Source organism: Mesorhizobium sp. M4B.F.Ca.ET.058.02.1.1 (assembly GCF_003952505.1).
In the GTDB taxonomy this organism is placed as follows: Bacteria; Pseudomonadota; Alphaproteobacteria; order Rhizobiales; family Rhizobiaceae; genus Mesorhizobium.
Genome location: NZ_CP034450.1, coordinates 2,266,075 through 2,280,161, shown reverse-complemented (window position 1 = coordinate 2,280,161; position 14,087 = coordinate 2,266,075). Strand labels below are relative to the sequence as shown.

Annotated in this window: 11 protein-coding genes; 6 read left to right on the top strand and 5 right to left on the bottom strand. The window is 63.9% G+C overall.

Going from position 1 to position 14,087, the window contains the following annotated elements:
• Window positions 1-78: 78 nt before the first annotated feature.
• Both EJ073_RS11580 and EJ073_RS11575 read right to left on the bottom strand, forming a co-directional pair.
• Window positions 79-1,494, bottom strand: coding sequence for a mannose-1-phosphate guanylyltransferase/mannose-6-phosphate isomerase (locus tag EJ073_RS11580; RefSeq protein ID WP_126055850.1), 1,416 nt, complete (start codon window positions 1,492-1,494; stop codon window positions 79-81).
• The gene (locus EJ073_RS11575) at window positions 1,494-2,921 is read right to left on the bottom strand and encodes a phosphomannomutase (protein ID WP_126055849.1); all 1,428 of its coding nucleotides are present in this window, start codon (window positions 2,919-2,921) and stop codon (window positions 1,494-1,496) included. The genes EJ073_RS11580 and EJ073_RS11575 overlap by 1 nt, the downstream gene beginning before the upstream one ends.
• Window positions 2,922-3,368: 447 nt before the next feature.
• On the opposite strand from EJ073_RS11575, the gene ppdK reads away from it, so the two are divergent.
• From ppdK to EJ073_RS11555, 4 genes are all read left to right on the top strand, one after another.
• Window positions 3,369-6,050 (top strand): pyruvate, phosphate dikinase, encoded by a 2,682-nt coding sequence (gene ppdK, locus EJ073_RS11570; RefSeq protein WP_126055848.1) that lies wholly within the window; start codon window positions 3,369-3,371, stop codon window positions 6,048-6,050.
• A gap of 190 nt (window positions 6,051-6,240) precedes the next feature.
• Window positions 6,241-7,314, top strand: coding sequence for a glycosyltransferase family 9 protein (locus tag EJ073_RS11565; RefSeq protein ID WP_348627255.1), 1,074 nt, complete (start codon window positions 6,241-6,243; stop codon window positions 7,312-7,314).
• A 118-nt stretch (window positions 7,315-7,432) separates the two neighbouring features.
• Window positions 7,433-8,173 (top strand): polysaccharide deacetylase family protein, encoded by a 741-nt coding sequence (locus EJ073_RS11560; RefSeq protein WP_126055846.1) that lies wholly within the window; start codon window positions 7,433-7,435, stop codon window positions 8,171-8,173.
• Between the two features lie 117 nt (window positions 8,174-8,290).
• Entirely contained in the window at window positions 8,291-9,370 is a 1,080-nt protein-coding gene (locus tag EJ073_RS11555) for a hypothetical protein (RefSeq protein ID WP_126055845.1), read from the top strand.
• A 95-nt stretch (window positions 9,371-9,465) separates the two neighbouring features.
• On the opposite strand, the gene EJ073_RS11550 is transcribed toward EJ073_RS11555, so the two are convergent.
• Window positions 9,466-9,855 (bottom strand): DUF427 domain-containing protein, encoded by a 390-nt coding sequence (locus EJ073_RS11550; protein ID WP_126055844.1) that lies wholly within the window; start codon window positions 9,853-9,855, stop codon window positions 9,466-9,468.
• Window positions 9,856-9,976: 121 nt separating this feature from the next.
• A complete protein-coding gene (locus EJ073_RS11545; RefSeq protein WP_126055843.1) occupies window positions 9,977-10,348 on the bottom strand; it encodes a hypothetical protein in 372 nt (123 codons plus the stop codon).
• Between the two features lie 190 nt (window positions 10,349-10,538).
• Here EJ073_RS11545 and EJ073_RS11540 point away from each other — a divergent pair, with 190 nt between their 5' ends.
• Window positions 10,539-12,167 (top strand): fatty-acid--CoA ligase, encoded by a 1,629-nt coding sequence (locus tag EJ073_RS11540; RefSeq protein ID WP_126055842.1) that lies wholly within the window; start codon window positions 10,539-10,541, stop codon window positions 12,165-12,167.
• A gap of 176 nt (window positions 12,168-12,343) precedes the next feature.
• Window positions 12,344-13,135: a DUF1499 domain-containing protein gene (locus EJ073_RS11535; RefSeq protein WP_126055841.1), complete on the top strand. Its 792-nt coding sequence runs from the start codon at window positions 12,344-12,346 to the stop codon at window positions 13,133-13,135.
• Here the strand turns inward: EJ073_RS11535 and EJ073_RS11530 are convergent.
• Window positions 13,132-14,040: an MBL fold metallo-hydrolase gene (locus tag EJ073_RS11530; RefSeq protein ID WP_126055840.1), complete on the bottom strand. Its 909-nt coding sequence runs from the start codon at window positions 14,038-14,040 to the stop codon at window positions 13,132-13,134. The two genes, EJ073_RS11535 and EJ073_RS11530, sit on opposite strands and share 4 nt — an antisense overlap.
• Window positions 14,041-14,087: the final 47 nt, after the last annotated feature.

Below are 14,087 nucleotides of genomic sequence, written 5' to 3'. Positions count from 1 at the left end.
CGATGTGTCCGATGATTGCTCCACCCAAGCCCGTGTTGCCGATGTTGCCCGCCCCAGCCCGGCGAGCCAATGAAATTGTCAGGCGCGACCGTATACGTCGTCAAAGCGCACGATGTCATCCTCGCCCAGATAGTCGCCACTCTGGACTTCGATAATCACCAGGTCGATCTTGCCCGGGTTTTCAAGCCGATGCTTATGGCCACAAGGAATGTAGGTCGACTGATTGGTCGCCAGGAGCAGTTCCTCGTCGCCATTGATTATCTTGGCCGTGCCGCTGACCACGACCCAGTGTTCCGAACGATGGTGATGCATCTGCAGGCTCAGGCGCCGGCCAGGCTTGACCTCGATGCGCTTGATCTTGAAGCGCTCGCCTTCCTCGAGGACCGTATAAGTACCCCATGGCCGGTGCACGGTGCTGTGGAGCAAGTGCGCCTCATGCCCGGAAGCCTTAAGGGATTCGAACAGCTTCTTGACGTCCTGGACGCGGTCGCGGGACGCCACCAGCAATGCGTCCGGGGAATCGACGATCACTAGGTCACTGACGCCGACAGTGCCGATGACGCGTTTGTCGGAACTGATGAAGCTGTCCGCGGTGTCGACCATGCGAACGTCACCGCGAATCCGGTTGCCGCTCTGGTCGGGGGCGACCAGTTCGGCCATCGCGTTCCATGATCCAATGTCGTTCCATTCCATGTCGCAGGGAACGACGGCCAGGTTTTGCGCCTTTTCCATCACCGCATGGTCGAGCGAAATGCGCGGAGCCATGGCGAAATGCTCAGACGAGAGTTCGATGTTGGCGAAACCTTCGCCCCGGCTGACGTGGCTGTCCTCGTAGCTGGCGACAACGGCGTCGATCACCGCGGGGCAATGCTTGGCCATTGCCTCGAGCATGACCTGCGCGCGGAAGCAGAAAATGCCGGCGTTCCAGAAGAACCGCTTGGACGCGACATAGGCCTTGGCCGTCTCCAGATCCGGCTTCTCGACGAAGCGGACAACGTTTTCGCCGTCTGCCTCGATATAGCCGAAGGCCGTGTCCGGCCTGGTCGGATTTATGCCCAGCGTCGCGATGCGTCCTTGCCCGGCATGCTCGATCGCCCTGGCCACGGCGCTCAGGAATGCTGGCACGTTTCCGATCATGTGGTCGGCTGGGAAAATGCACAGAATGACGTCGGGGCCTTGCATTGCCTTGGCGTGGATCGCAGCCGCGGCCACGGCTGCAGCCGTATCGCGGCCCTCAGGCTCGAGCAGGAAGGTCCGCTGAGGAACAACGGGCTCCAGAGCGTCGAAGTCGTCTGTCGTGAGGAAGAGGTGTTCCCTGGACGTCACCGTGACCAGCTCGACGACGTCCCTGATCGAGGCGGCGCGCAACGCGGTATGCTGGATCAGTGAATGTCCGTCCGCCACCTTCAGGAACGGCTTGGGATGCGACTGCCGCGAGGCAGGCCACAGGCGCGAGCCGGCTCCACCGCTGATGATCACCGGAACGACTTTCATCAAATGCCCTCTGTGCCCGGAGATGCGAATGCCCGAGCCTTCTCCAGTGTCAATGCCACGATCGCCGTCGCCCTGGCATAGCTCGCGGCCTCCGAATAGCAGCGCAATTCCGGCGCATTTCCGGACGGCCGCAAATGTATGATCTCGCCACTATCCATCCGCGCCCTGAGGCCATCGGTTTCATCGATTTCGGCAACAGTGCCAAACGGAGCCAGGAATTGCTGCAGCGCATCGGGGTTGGCGAGTTGGGTCATCAACCGGCGTGAACTCTCCACCGGGAAGTTCTCGAGTCGCTCACTCGCGCAGAACGGAAGGTCCCAAAGCTCGCGCAAACGCGACAGCGGTCTTTTCGTCGATGCCATGGTGCCGAGCACGGCAAGGATCGGTAGCAGCGAGTCGCGTGTCGGCAGGGCCGCCAGCGTCTTTCCATTCAGCAGGCAATCCGATCCCAGGAGGACGCCGCCATTGGCCTCGAAGCCGATGACGATGTTGCCGCCACGGTACGACGCTTCCATGCCATCGATGACGAACGGCGACCCGACCTTGGTTCTCCTCACCTCGAAACCCAGGGCATCCGAAATACCCGAATTGGAGGTCACGGGCGTTACTACCGTATCCGCTGCCACGAAAAGCGCGGTGACGAGCCCAATCAGGTCGCCCCGGAACAGATCGCCTTTCTCGTCGGCGACAAGCGGGCGGTCGGCATCGGCGTCCGTGGACACGATGGCGTCGAGCTTGAACTCACGGCTCCAGGCCTTGAATTTCGCAAGCGTGGCCGCGCCCACCGCTTCGGTATCGACCGGCACGAAGGTTTCGCTTTTGCCGACCGGGACCACCTCGGCGCCGAACAATCGAAGTACCCGCACCAGCAATTCCGCCGCGACCGAACTGTGCTGATACACGCCGACCCTCATGCCGGACAGCGAATCCGGCCCCAGGATATCGTTGGCGCGTTCCTGGTAACCGGCAATCGCTTCGTCATGGCGCCTTGGCCAGGTCGTCTCAGGAAGAGTTGGCGGATCGTACACATTTGACTTGTCGGCGACATATTGCGTTATCGCAGCCTCGTCCGCCTTATCGATCTCGCCATTCGGGCGATAGAATTTGATGCCGTTGCGGTCGGCGGGAATGTGGGAGCCGGTTACCATCAGAGCGGCCGCGCCCTGCTTTTGGGCATAAAAAGCGAGGGCCGGGGTAGGGATGACGCCGCAATCGATCGGCTGGAATCCGCTCGCGGCCAGCGCCGCCATGCAACGGTCGGCAATCGCCGGGCTGCTGTCGCGCAGGTCACGGCCGACGAAGACCGCGCCACTCGATTGCAAGCCGCTTGAAGCCAGACGCCAGGCGAACGCCTCAGTATAGAGTCCGCTTGGCTTCCCAACCAATTCCGAAGCCAAACCTCGGACGCCGCTCGACCCGAATTTCATCGTTCTTCTTTTGCTGTTTGGAAGATCAGGCCGGTAATATTGGAGTGGGGTTCGCTGTCAACAAAAAATCATACCGGCGCCCTTGCGCGCGCGGTTGAACGAAATCGAACCCGCAAGATTTCGCGAGCTGCCGGGATGTATCGCCGGAATTTTAGCGGCTCCGCATTTTGCAATGTATTCCGGATGATGAGACCTATCACCGGCTGCATGGCGCGCTCCGGATACTCGCATTGCGTCAATCTCAATCGTCGTCAAAGCGTCCGGTCTTTTTGACGCAGCTTTTGCTTAATCGATTTTAGGGGTTTTCCTTAATCGATTGTAGCGGCCGGCCGGCTTTGGCGACGCCTTGCCTTTCGCAGTGCAGCATCATATCGCTCGGATCGGACCGGACGAAGCCGAGGCCATGGGCTTCGCCGGCCTGCGATCTGCGACCGTTGGAGGGCGAGCATGACCAAGTGGGTTTACACCTTCGGCGATGGCGCCGCTGAGGGCCGTGCCGGCGACCGTAATCTTCTCGGCGGCAAGGGCGCCAACCTGGCCGAGATGTGCAGCCTCGGCCTGCCAGTCCCGCCGGGTTTCACCATCACCACCGAGGTCTGCAACGCCTATTACGCCAACGGCCGCACTTATCCGTCCGAACTCGAAGCGGACGTTACGGTTGCGCTCGACCATATCGGCCGGCTGACCGGCCGCCGCTTCGGCGATCCGTCGAAATTGCTCCTGGTGTCGGTGCGCTCCGGCGCCCGCGCCTCCATGCCGGGCATGATGGACACCGTCCTCAATCTCGGCCTCAATGACGAGACGGTCGAGGCGCTCTCCGCCGATTCCGGTGACGCCCGCTTCGCTTATGATAGCTACCGCCGCTTCATCCAGATGTATTCCGACGTCGTCATGGGGCTCGACCATGAGGTTTTCGAGGAGATCCTGGAGGATGAGAAGGCGAACCTCGGCCATGAGCTGGACACCGAGCTGACGGCGCTCGAATGGCAGGGCGTGATCGCGCTCTACAAGGCCAAGGTCGAGGAGGAACTCGGCAAGCCGTTTCCGCAGGAGCCGCACGAACAGCTCTGGGGCGCCATCGGCGCTGTGTTCTCCAGCTGGATGAACAACCGCGCAATCACCTATCGCCGCCTGCACGACATTCCCGAGAGCTGGGGCACGGCGGTCAATGTCCAGGCCATGGTGTTCGGCAATATGGGCGATACGTCCGCCACCGGCGTCGCCTTCACCCGCAACCCGTCGACCGGCGAAAAGCAGCTCTACGGCGAGTTTCTGGTCAACGCCCAGGGCGAGGATGTCGTCGCCGGCATCCGTACCCCGCAGAACATCACCGAGGCGGCGCGCATCGCTGCCGGATCCGACAAGCCGTCGCTGCAGAAGCTGATGCCGGATGCCTTCCAAGCTTTCGTCGACATCTCCGACCGCCTCGAGAAGCACTACCGCGACATGCAGGATCTCGAATTCACGATCGAGCGCGGCAAGCTTTGGATGCTGCAGACCAGGTCCGGCAAGCGCACGGCCAAGGCAGCGCTCAGGATTGCCGTCGAGATGGCGAAGGACAAGCTGATTACCAGGGAGGAAGCGGTCGCCCGCATCGATCCTGCCTCGCTCGACCAACTCCTGCACCCGACCATCGATCCGAAGGCCGCGCGCGACGTCATTGGCGTCGGCCTGCCAGCTTCGCCGGGTGCGGCAACCGGCGAGATCGTCTTTTCCTCGGGCGATGCCGAGGACGCCAAGGCGCAAGGCCGCAAGGTTATCCTGGTACGCATCGAGACAAGCCCCGAGGACATCCACGGCATGCATGCGGCCGAAGGCATCCTCACCACGCGCGGCGGCATGACCAGCCATGCCGCTGTGGTGGCGCGCGGCATGGGCAAGCCCTGCGTGTCGGGCGCAGGGTCGCTACGCGTCGACTACAAGGCCGGGACTCTGATCTCGATGGGCCAGACCTTCCGCAAGGGCGACATCATCACCATCGATGGCGCCAACGGTCAGGTGCTGAAGGGCGCGGTGGCCATGCTGCAGCCGGAACTGTCGGGCGATTTCGCCGCCATCATGGAATGGGCCGACGCGGCACGCCGCATGAAGGTGCGCACCAATGCCGAAACGCCGCTTGATGCGCGCATGGCGCGCTCGTTCGGCGCCGAAGGCATCGGACTCTGCCGCACCGAGCACATGTTCTTCGACGGCGACCGTATCGTCGCCATGCGCGAGATGATCCTGGCCGACACCGAGAAGGACCGGCGCGCCGCGCTCGACAAGCTGCTGCCCATGCAGCGCTCGGATTTCCTCGAGCTGTTCGAGATCATGGCCGGCCTGCCGGTGACGATCCGCCTGCTCGATCCGCCGCTGCACGAGTTCCTGCCGAAGACGGAAGCCGAGCTGGCCGAGGTCGCGGCCGCGATGAAGGTTTCGCCCGATAAGCTCAGGCAGCGCACCGAGGCCCTGCACGAGTTCAACCCGATGCTCGGCCATCGCGGCTGCCGTCTGGCGGTCTCCTATCCCGAGATCGCCGAGATGCAGGCGCGCGCCATTTTCGAGGCGGCCGTCCAGGCGGGCCAGAAGGCCGGCGCTCTGGTGGTGCCTGAGATCATGGTGCCGCTGGTCGGCCTGGTGAAGGAGCTCGACTACGTCAAGGCGCGCATCGACGCCGTCGCGGCCAGCGTCATGCAGGAGAGCGGCATCAAAATCGATTATCTCACAGGCACGATGATCGAGCTGCCGCGTGCCGCGATCCGCGCCCACGTCATCGCCGAGGCGGCCGAATTCTTCTCCTTCGGCACCAACGATCTCACCCAGACCACCTTCGGCATCTCACGCGACGATGCGGCCTCCTTCCTGGAGACCTATCGGCAGAAGGGCATCATCGAGCAGGATCCGTTCGTGTCGCTCGACATAGAGGGCGTCGGCGAACTGGTGCGCATCGCGGCCGAAAAGGGCAGGGTGACGCGACCCGAGATCAAGCTCGGCATCTGCGGCGAGCACGGCGGCGACCCCTCGTCGATCCGCTTCTGTGAAGAGGTCGGCCTCGACTATGTCTCGTGCTCGCCCTACCGCGTGCCGATCGCGAGGCTGGCGGCGGCGCAGGCCGCTGTTCAGGTCGCCAAGGCAGCGTCGCGGGGCTGATTTTCGGTCGCCCGTCGGCACCGCTGACGGGGCCCGTACCTCACGGTTTTGTAAGCAAAGTCACGCGATCGTGCGCGTGACGGCTCCCAATCTCGACATCGTTTCCGCCCAGTTTCCAGGGTCTCCGATCCTCCGGTGCCCGAGACAGATGTTGCAGATATCCACCGCCCCCGTCCGCTCGATTCTCATTTTGCAGACCAAGTTCATCGGCGATCTCGTTCTCGCCTCGGCGCTGGCCAGGAACCTCCAGCTCGGATATCCCGGCGTCGGGATCGTGTTCCTTTGCGAGGCGCGTTTCGCCAGCTTCCTCACCGCCCACGGCATCGCGACCGATGTCGTCACGTTCCGGCGCGCCATGATGCGCGGATCGCCGCTGCAGCGGGGGCGCGAGCTGTATTCGATGGTGCGCAGGCTGCGCCGGTTCCGCTTCGACATGACGGTCGACCTGACCGATTCGAAAACCTCGCGGATCGTCAGCGGCCTCGTCAACGCTCCGATCAGGGTCGGCTATCATCCGTCCGAAAGGCCCTTGCGCTGGCATGAGCGTCAGCCGGCCAACGTACGGGCCAGGCCGTTCGGCTTCGGGGAGCGACACTATCTCTACCGCTATCTTTCACCACTCGAGGCGCTTGGCGTCGATCTGCGCATAAAAGCGCCGTCCATCCGCCCACTGTCTTTGGAGACAGCGCGCGCGCTTGCGTTGCTGGACAAGTACCATCTGAGGCGAAAGGCCTTTGTCGCGGTGCATGCCGGAGCGAGCTTTCTTGGCCGGCGGTGGCAGCCGGAACGCTTCGCTGCCGTTATCGACGACATCGCGCGCGAGACCAGCCTGGACTTCGTGCTCGTCGGCGGCCCGGACGAGCACAAGCCGGCCGACGAGATTGCCGCGAAGACAGCCTCGCCGGTCGTCAACTTTGTCGGCGCGCTTTCGCTCGAAACGCTGTTGGCGCTGCTGAAGGAGGCGCGGCTTTTCCTCGGCAATGAAAGTGGCCCCATGCACATGGCCGCCGCAGCGGGAACCCCGGTCGTCGGCCTCTACGGGCTGACCAATCCGATCCGCTGGGGGCCGGTCGGCGTGCCGAGCATCTCGCTGCAGCCCTCCATGCCTTGCGAATGCGTGGCGAGCGACTTTTGCAAGCGGACGGATCCGAGCAAGGCGTGCTGCGTCTGGCGCCTGGAGGTCGCGCCTGTTGCCGAGGCCGTGCGCGAGATCCTCGCGCGCACCGAAAAGCAAACGGCAAACGCGCTCTCGCGTTACGCCTGAAGCAAATTCTCGTGACGTTATCCTTCGCGCGTGCGCCGTCCCGATTTTCGCCTTGATGCGGGTCTTCTGGCTGGATATTGCAACCATCCCGCTTCGACCGCCGGCCCGGAAATCGACCATGCGTCTCTTGCGAAAACATCTTTGCGCGGTCGCGCTGTCGGTTTGCGCCGTGTCCACGGCCAGCGCCGCGCCGCTCGTCGAGCCGACGCTGCATCTGAAGCCGCAGGCTGGCGGCAGCGGCCGCGTCGCGCTGACGCTCGACGCCTGCGGCGGCCAGACCGATCCGCGCATCCTCTCGGCGCTTGTCGACAACAGGATCCCCGCCACGATTTTCGTCACCGGCATCTGGCTGAAGCGCAACGCCGCCGCCGTCGAGATCATGCGCGCGCATCCGGACCTGTTCGAACTGGAGAATCACGGCGGCCGCCATGTTCCGGCTGTCGACACGCCGCAAAAGATCTACGGCATCCGCAGCGCCGGCAGCCCGGATGCCGTGCTGGCGGAGGTCGAATCGGGCGCCACGGCGCTCGCAGGGACCGGTGAACCGGCACCGAAATGGTTTCGCGGCGCCACCGCCGAATACAGCCCCTCGGCCATAGCGATGATTCGCAAGCTCGGCTTCAAGGTCGCCGGCTTCTCGATCAACGGCGACGGCGGTTCGCTGCTGGGCGCCAGGGAAACCGCCCGGCGCATCGCCGCCGCCAAGGACGGCGACGTCATCATCGCCCATATCAACCAGCCGACCCATGCCGCCGGCGAGGGCGTGGTGCAGGGGCTGCTGGCGCTCAAGCAAAAGGGCCTGACCTTCGTGCGGCTCGACCATGCCGACGGCATAGGCAACGACGGCACCACCGACTGATCGCTCAGGGTGCGCTTTGGCCGGATCCAGCAGACAAGGCTGTGCCAATCCTCGTGATCGCGGCGGAAAATACGGGACCGCAAAATCGGCTTTACAGAGCCATGTCGGCGGTGTCTCTTGTCGATCACATTCTGTGGGGATGAACTTCATCTGCGAAAACTAGTTGGTCTCGCGTGGTGGGCCGCGCTTCTGGTTACGGCGGTGATGTGCGGCCCAATCCGCGCGGCACCGCCGGACTTTTCGACCTCGAACGCCATCCACGAGCCCGTGCCGGCGGTTGCGGGCGACGTTCTCCACTATGCGGTTACGGTGACGAACACCGGTGGCGACAGCGCCTATGCGCGCATCAAGACCGTCCTGCCGCAAGCCTATTTCATCCGTGCCGACGGCGATTGTGCCGGCGCGGTACGCGACCCGGACAGCCGGGGTCTCGTCTGGCACGAGGGGGCATTTTCGGCCGGATCGACCACGCAGTGCCGGATAGACCTTCTGACGCGGCGCGAAGCGGCGGGAACGCTTGCCCCGCTCGCCACCGAGATCACGACGTTGCCTGCAGGGTACCTGCGTTTCGAAACGGCGCCGGAACTGGCGGCGGCGCCCGATCCGAACGCAATCCGCGTCGGACCGGTGAAGGTCACCCGGGCGCAACTTGTCGTGCTCGCGTTCCTGGCCTTCGCTGTCGCCGGTGCGGCAGTCGTCGCGCGAATGGCGGGGCGAGGACGCGGGCGGACGGCGCTCGGCGCGTGGTTCGCGGTCGCCACCGCGGTGGGCTTCCTGCTCTTTTTCGCGGGGCTCGCGGTTGGCGACTTCCGGTCCTTTACGGCCTATCGGGAAACATCCTGCACCGTCTTCGACTCGGCCATCCGCGCCTTTCCGGGCACCGGCAAGAGTGCGCGGTCGAGTACATACCAGTCCGTGTTCGCCGTCCGCTACGAGGCGCTCGGCACCGAGACCTACTCGGCGGCTTTTCCGCCGATTTCCGCCGTCAGCCTGGGCTGGATCGGGTTCTCCCTGCAAAAGCTGGGAGACTATCCGGATGGATCGGTCCATCCCTGCTGGTTCGATCCTGACGATGTGAAAACAGTATTGCTCGAGCGCGGCCCGGGTGCGGCGTATCTCTTCGCCCTGTTCCCGTTGCTGGTGCTGGCCTACGGCCTGTCGGCGCTCATCGTGGCCGTTCGCAAAGGCCAGCATTGACCGGACTCGCAGGCCATTTCATTGATGCGTCGAGGTCGCGTCCGATGGCGATCTCGCGTTCGCATCATCCCGGCCTTTGCTTCATCTTTTGTCGCTCAGTCCGGGGCCGCTTCGATCGTCACCTTGCTGGGATAGAAGGCGCCGTGATCGCGGATTTCCGTCATCTCGTCGAAGGGCCGCTCATAGGCCCACATCGCGTCCTTGCCTGTCTCTTCGGCCGGCAGAACGCTCCAGTAGCTCGCGTCGCCCTTAAAGGGGCAGTGCGTCGAGTGACCGGTCTTGGCCAACAGACTGAAATCGATGTCCTCGAACGGAATATAAAAGACCGCGGGATAGGGCGGCTCCGACAGGAGCTTCGCTCTTTTCGACGAGGCGATGACCGTTTCGCCGGCGCGCACGGTGACGGTGCCGCGATAAGGCTCGATGGTAATGACCTTGGCGGGATTGCGCTGGAAGCCGGGAGCGGGGTTGGCGATCTGGTCCATTGGCGGGGATCTCCTTGTCCAGATGAGAGGTCGCCCGCAATAGATGTGTCGGACAGGCGGCCGGCGCAAGGCCGAGCCCACGCCTGGGCGGGCGCTCAAACCGACCCTTTCGCTGGAACTGTCAGGCGGCCGTTTGGAATACGTCCATCAGCCCGGCATAGGCGGCGGCGATGCCGGCCACCGGATTGGTGCTCCTCGACGCGGTCTCGACCTTCAACGCACCGCCGACGGTCGGCAAGGTGAGCAGCAGGAACTGGCGATTGCCGCCGTCGCCGACGCAAGCCGCCGCGACATGCTGGGCCTCATCGCCGTCCTGGACGCACATCTTGAACAGCAGCGTGCCGCCGACCGCCTCTAAGGCGCCTCCGACAACCTCGACGAATTCATCTTCGGAAACAGTTCTGGCGTCCGGCGCCAAATCGGTCAGACTTTCGGCAAGCGCATTTTCGAATGCCAAGTCTTCGGGAGCCTTGTCGTCGAGCTGCGTGTCCATGCGAACCTCTTTCATTCGCCAATCGCACCCACAGCCCGTTAACGAAATTTAACGCCGACGATGGCCGGATTGTGGCGGTTTCCGCGGCGGCATCAAGGAATGCACCGCTTTCAACGCTAACGGCTGGACAATCCGCAGGTTCGTCCCACAATGGCGCAAAAAGATCGCCAAAAGCGCAGGGGAGGAACAAATGCTTGGACTGATGCAGGAATGGCCGCTGCTTTGCCACAAGCTGATCGACAACGCCGAGCGGCAGCACGGCGGACGCGAGATCGTGTCGCGCTCGATCGAGGGCCCGATCGTGCGCACCACCTATGCCGACATCCACCAGCGGGCGTTGAAGGTGGCGCAGCGGCTGGAGGAGGACGGCTTCAGGCTCGGCGATCGCATCGCCACGCTCGCCTGGAACACGGCGCGCCACATCGAGGCCTGGTATGGCATCATGGGCATCGGCGCGATCTATCACACGCTCAATCCGCGTCTCTTTCCCGAACAGATCGCCTGGATCATGAACAACGCCGAGGACAGGGCGATCTTCGTCGACCTGACCTTCGTGCCGCTCCTGGAAAAGATCGCCGGCGCAGTCAAATCGCTGAACAAGGTCATCGTACTGACCGATAGCGCGCATATGCCGGATACGGCGCTGCCGAACGCGGTTGCCTATGAGGACTGGCTGGCCGAAGCCGATGGCGCTTTCGCCTGGAAGACCTTCGACGAGAACACCGCCGCCGGCATGTGCTACACCTCGGGCACGACGGGCGATCCCAAGGGCGTGCTCTACAGCCACCGCTCCAATGTGCTGCACGCCATGATCGCCGCCATGCCCGACGCCATGGGCATTTCGGCCCGTGACGTCATCCTGCCGGTCGTGCCGATGTTCCATGCCAATGCCTGGGGCCTCGGCCAGAGCGCGCCGATGATCGGCGCCAAGCTGGTCATGCCCGGCTGCAAGATGGATGGTGCCTCGATCTATGAATTGCTCGACACCGAGAAGGTGACCTTCAGTGCCGCGGTGCCGACGGTATGGATGATGCTGCTGCAATATCTGGAGGAGACCGGCAGGAAGCTTCCCCACCTGCGGAAGGTCGTCATCGGCGGCTCGTCCTGTCCGCGCGCCATAACCCAGAAATTCCAGGACAATTACGACGTCCAGGTCATCCATGCCTGGGGCATGACCGAAATGTCGCCGCTCGGTACGCTGTGCACGATGAAGCCGGAATATGCCGGGCTGCAGGGCGATGCCAGGCTCGATGTCCAGGGCAAGCAGGGCTATCCGCCCTTCGGCGTCGAAATGAAGGTGACCGACGACGACGACAATGCGCTGCCATGGGACGGCAGGACCTTCGGGCGGCTGAAGGTGCGCGGCCCGGCCATCGCGCGCGCCTACTATGGCGGTGTCGGCTCCGAGCAGTTCGACGCCGAGGGCTGGTTCGACACAGGCGACGTCGCCCATATCGATGCCGGCGGCTACATGCAGATCACCGACCGCGCCAAGGACGTCATCAAGTCGGGCGGCGAATGGATCTCGACCATCGATCTCGAAAACCTCGCCGTCGGCCACCCCGATGTCGCCGAGGCGGCGGCAATAGGCGTTCCGCACTCGAAATGGGGCGAGCGGCCCCTGCTGGTCATCGTGCGCAAGCCGGGCAAGGAGCCGAGCAAGACCGACATCCTGACCTTCATGAGCGGCAAGGTGGCGAAGTGGTGGATGCCCGACGACGTCGCCTTCGTCGGCGAAATTCCCCATACCGCCACCGGCAAGATCCAGAAGATCACCTTGCGCGAGCAATTCAGGGACTATCGCTTGCCGACGGATTGACGGGATGGATGTTTTTGAGGCTTCTGGCAGCCGTCAAGAAACTCCTGAGCAAATTCCAGGAAAAGTGCGTAGCGGTTTTCCGTCCGGAATTGCGTCAAAACAAAGAGATAGAGCGTCCTTCGCTTTCCTGAAACGATGAAACGCTCTAGGTACCGTTCGGGTTGGTGCGGCGGATAATGGTTGTTGTTGCTGAACGGCAGACGTCGAGCGCCGCCGGCTGGTCGCGGCGGACAGCGGCTTTTTCGGTCGTCCTGCTCCTGACCGTGCTTGTCGGCCATCGCCTCGACCTCGTCGAAACGCCTGTATTCCTGTGGGTTCTGGCGATCGTGGCGCTGCTTGCCGCCTTCGCCCTGCTGTTTGCCGGATTCGCCTTGTCGAGGCTGTGGAACTTCGGCGATCGCGGCGGCCGCGATCTGTCGGTCGGCGCACTGCTGGCGCTTCTGGTGCTTGCTCCCTTCGGCGTCGCCGCCTACTGGGCGACGACCTCGCCGCCGCTCAGGGACATTTCGACCGATCTCGACGATCCGCCGGTGCTCGACACGTCGGACCGGACGGCGGACATGAATGTGCTTTCGCCGCCCACGCCCGGCGAGCAGCGGCTGCAAGGCGATGCCTATCCGTTGGTCACCGGCCGCAGCTACAATCTGCCGTTCGAAACCGTGGTCGACGCGGTGGAAACCGTGCTCGACCGGCGCGACTGGCAACTGCAGGGGCCGTATCCCGAAACAGACGGCCAAAGCGAGGTGACGATCAACGCGCTGGCCAGGAGTTTCGTGCTGGGCCTGCCGGCCGATGTCGCGATCCGCATCGCCGATGACGGCAACACGGTCATTGTCGATATGCGTTCAGCCTCCCGCTACGGCCGCCACGACCTAGGCGACAACGCCGCCCGCATCGTCGATTTCCTTGGCGAGCTCGATCAGGAAGTGGCTGGGCAAGTGGGGCGGCGCCGGCCGAATGAGATCTAGCCGGCCGGCGTGAAAATGCCGTCAATGGCCGCGTCGCCGCCGGTGCTGACCAGGCCGCGCGCGACCAGGTCCTCCAGATGCGCCAGCACCGACAGGCCGGCGGCGCCATGCAGGCGCGGGTCGGTGTCGCGGTAGATCGCCGCCACCATCTCCTTGATCGTGCGGTCGCCGCCACGGATGCGTTCCAGGATCGCCCGCTCGCGCATCTTGCGATGCGCCTTCAGCCCGCGCATGAAGCTGCGCGGCTTGGTTACCGGCCCGCCATGGCCGGGCAGCAGCACGCGGTCGTCGCGCTCGATCAACTTGTCGAGCGAGCCCATATAGTCGGCCATGGCGCCGTCGGGCGGCGCCACGATGGAAGTTGCCCACGCCATGACATGGTCGGCGGAAAACAGGATGCCTGTTCCCTCGAGCGCGAACGCCGCGTGGTTGGCGGCATGCCCCGGCGTCAACACCGTCCTGATCGCCCAGCCGTCGCCCTGGACCAGCGCACCGTTGGCGAGCGCGGTATCTGGAACGAAATCCGTGTCGGCGCTGGCATCGAGCGGGTTGACCTCGCCGATGCGCAAGGGCCGCGCCGGACGGTGTGGGCCTTCGCCGAGCACGGCCGCTCCGGTGCGCTCCTTCAGCCGCGCCGCCAGCGGGGAATGGTCGCGATGAGTATGGCTGACAAAGATATGGCTGACCGGCCTGCCGCCGATCGCCTCGATCAGCGCCTGTAGATGCGCGTCGTCGTCAGGTCCCGGATCGATCACCGCGAGCGTCTCGCTGCCTATCAAGTAGCTATTGGTTCCGTGAAAGGTGAACGGACTGGGGTTTCTGGCGGTGAGGCGTTGCACGTCCGGCGCGACGGTCACCGCCTTGCCGTAAGCGGGATCGAAGCGCGTGTCGAACTTGAGGGGCATGGGGCGCGAAGCTCCGTTCCGTGAGACGGCAAAAGCGATTGCCGCAT

What these genes read in the sequence shown, in the direction of transcription:
- EJ073_RS11580 (WP_126055850.1), bottom strand. Translation starts at nt 1,494, where the DNA reads ATGAAAGTCGTTCCGGTGATCATCAGCGGTGGAGCCGGCTCGCGCCTG.
- EJ073_RS11575 (WP_126055849.1), bottom strand. Translation starts at nt 2,921, where the DNA reads ATGAAATTCGGGTCGAGCGGCGTCCGAGGTTTGGCTTCGGAATTGGTT.
- ppdK (WP_126055848.1), top strand. Translation starts at nt 3,369, where the DNA reads ATGACCAAGTGGGTTTACACCTTCGGCGATGGCGCCGCTGAGGGCCGT.
- EJ073_RS11560 (WP_126055846.1), top strand. Translation starts at nt 7,433, where the DNA reads ATGCGTCTCTTGCGAAAACATCTTTGCGCGGTCGCGCTGTCGGTTTGC.
- EJ073_RS11550 (WP_126055844.1), bottom strand. Translation starts at nt 9,855, where the DNA reads ATGGACCAGATCGCCAACCCCGCTCCCGGCTTCCAGCGCAATCCCGCC.
- EJ073_RS11545 (WP_126055843.1), bottom strand. Translation starts at nt 10,348, where the DNA reads ATGGACACGCAGCTCGACGACAAGGCTCCCGAAGACTTGGCATTCGAA.
- EJ073_RS11540 (WP_126055842.1), top strand. Translation starts at nt 10,539, where the DNA reads ATGCTTGGACTGATGCAGGAATGGCCGCTGCTTTGCCACAAGCTGATC.
- EJ073_RS11535 (WP_126055841.1), top strand. Translation starts at nt 12,344, where the DNA reads ATGGTTGTTGTTGCTGAACGGCAGACGTCGAGCGCCGCCGGCTGGTCG.
- EJ073_RS11530 (WP_126055840.1), bottom strand. Translation starts at nt 14,040, where the DNA reads ATGCCCCTCAAGTTCGACACGCGCTTCGATCCCGCTTACGGCAAGGCG.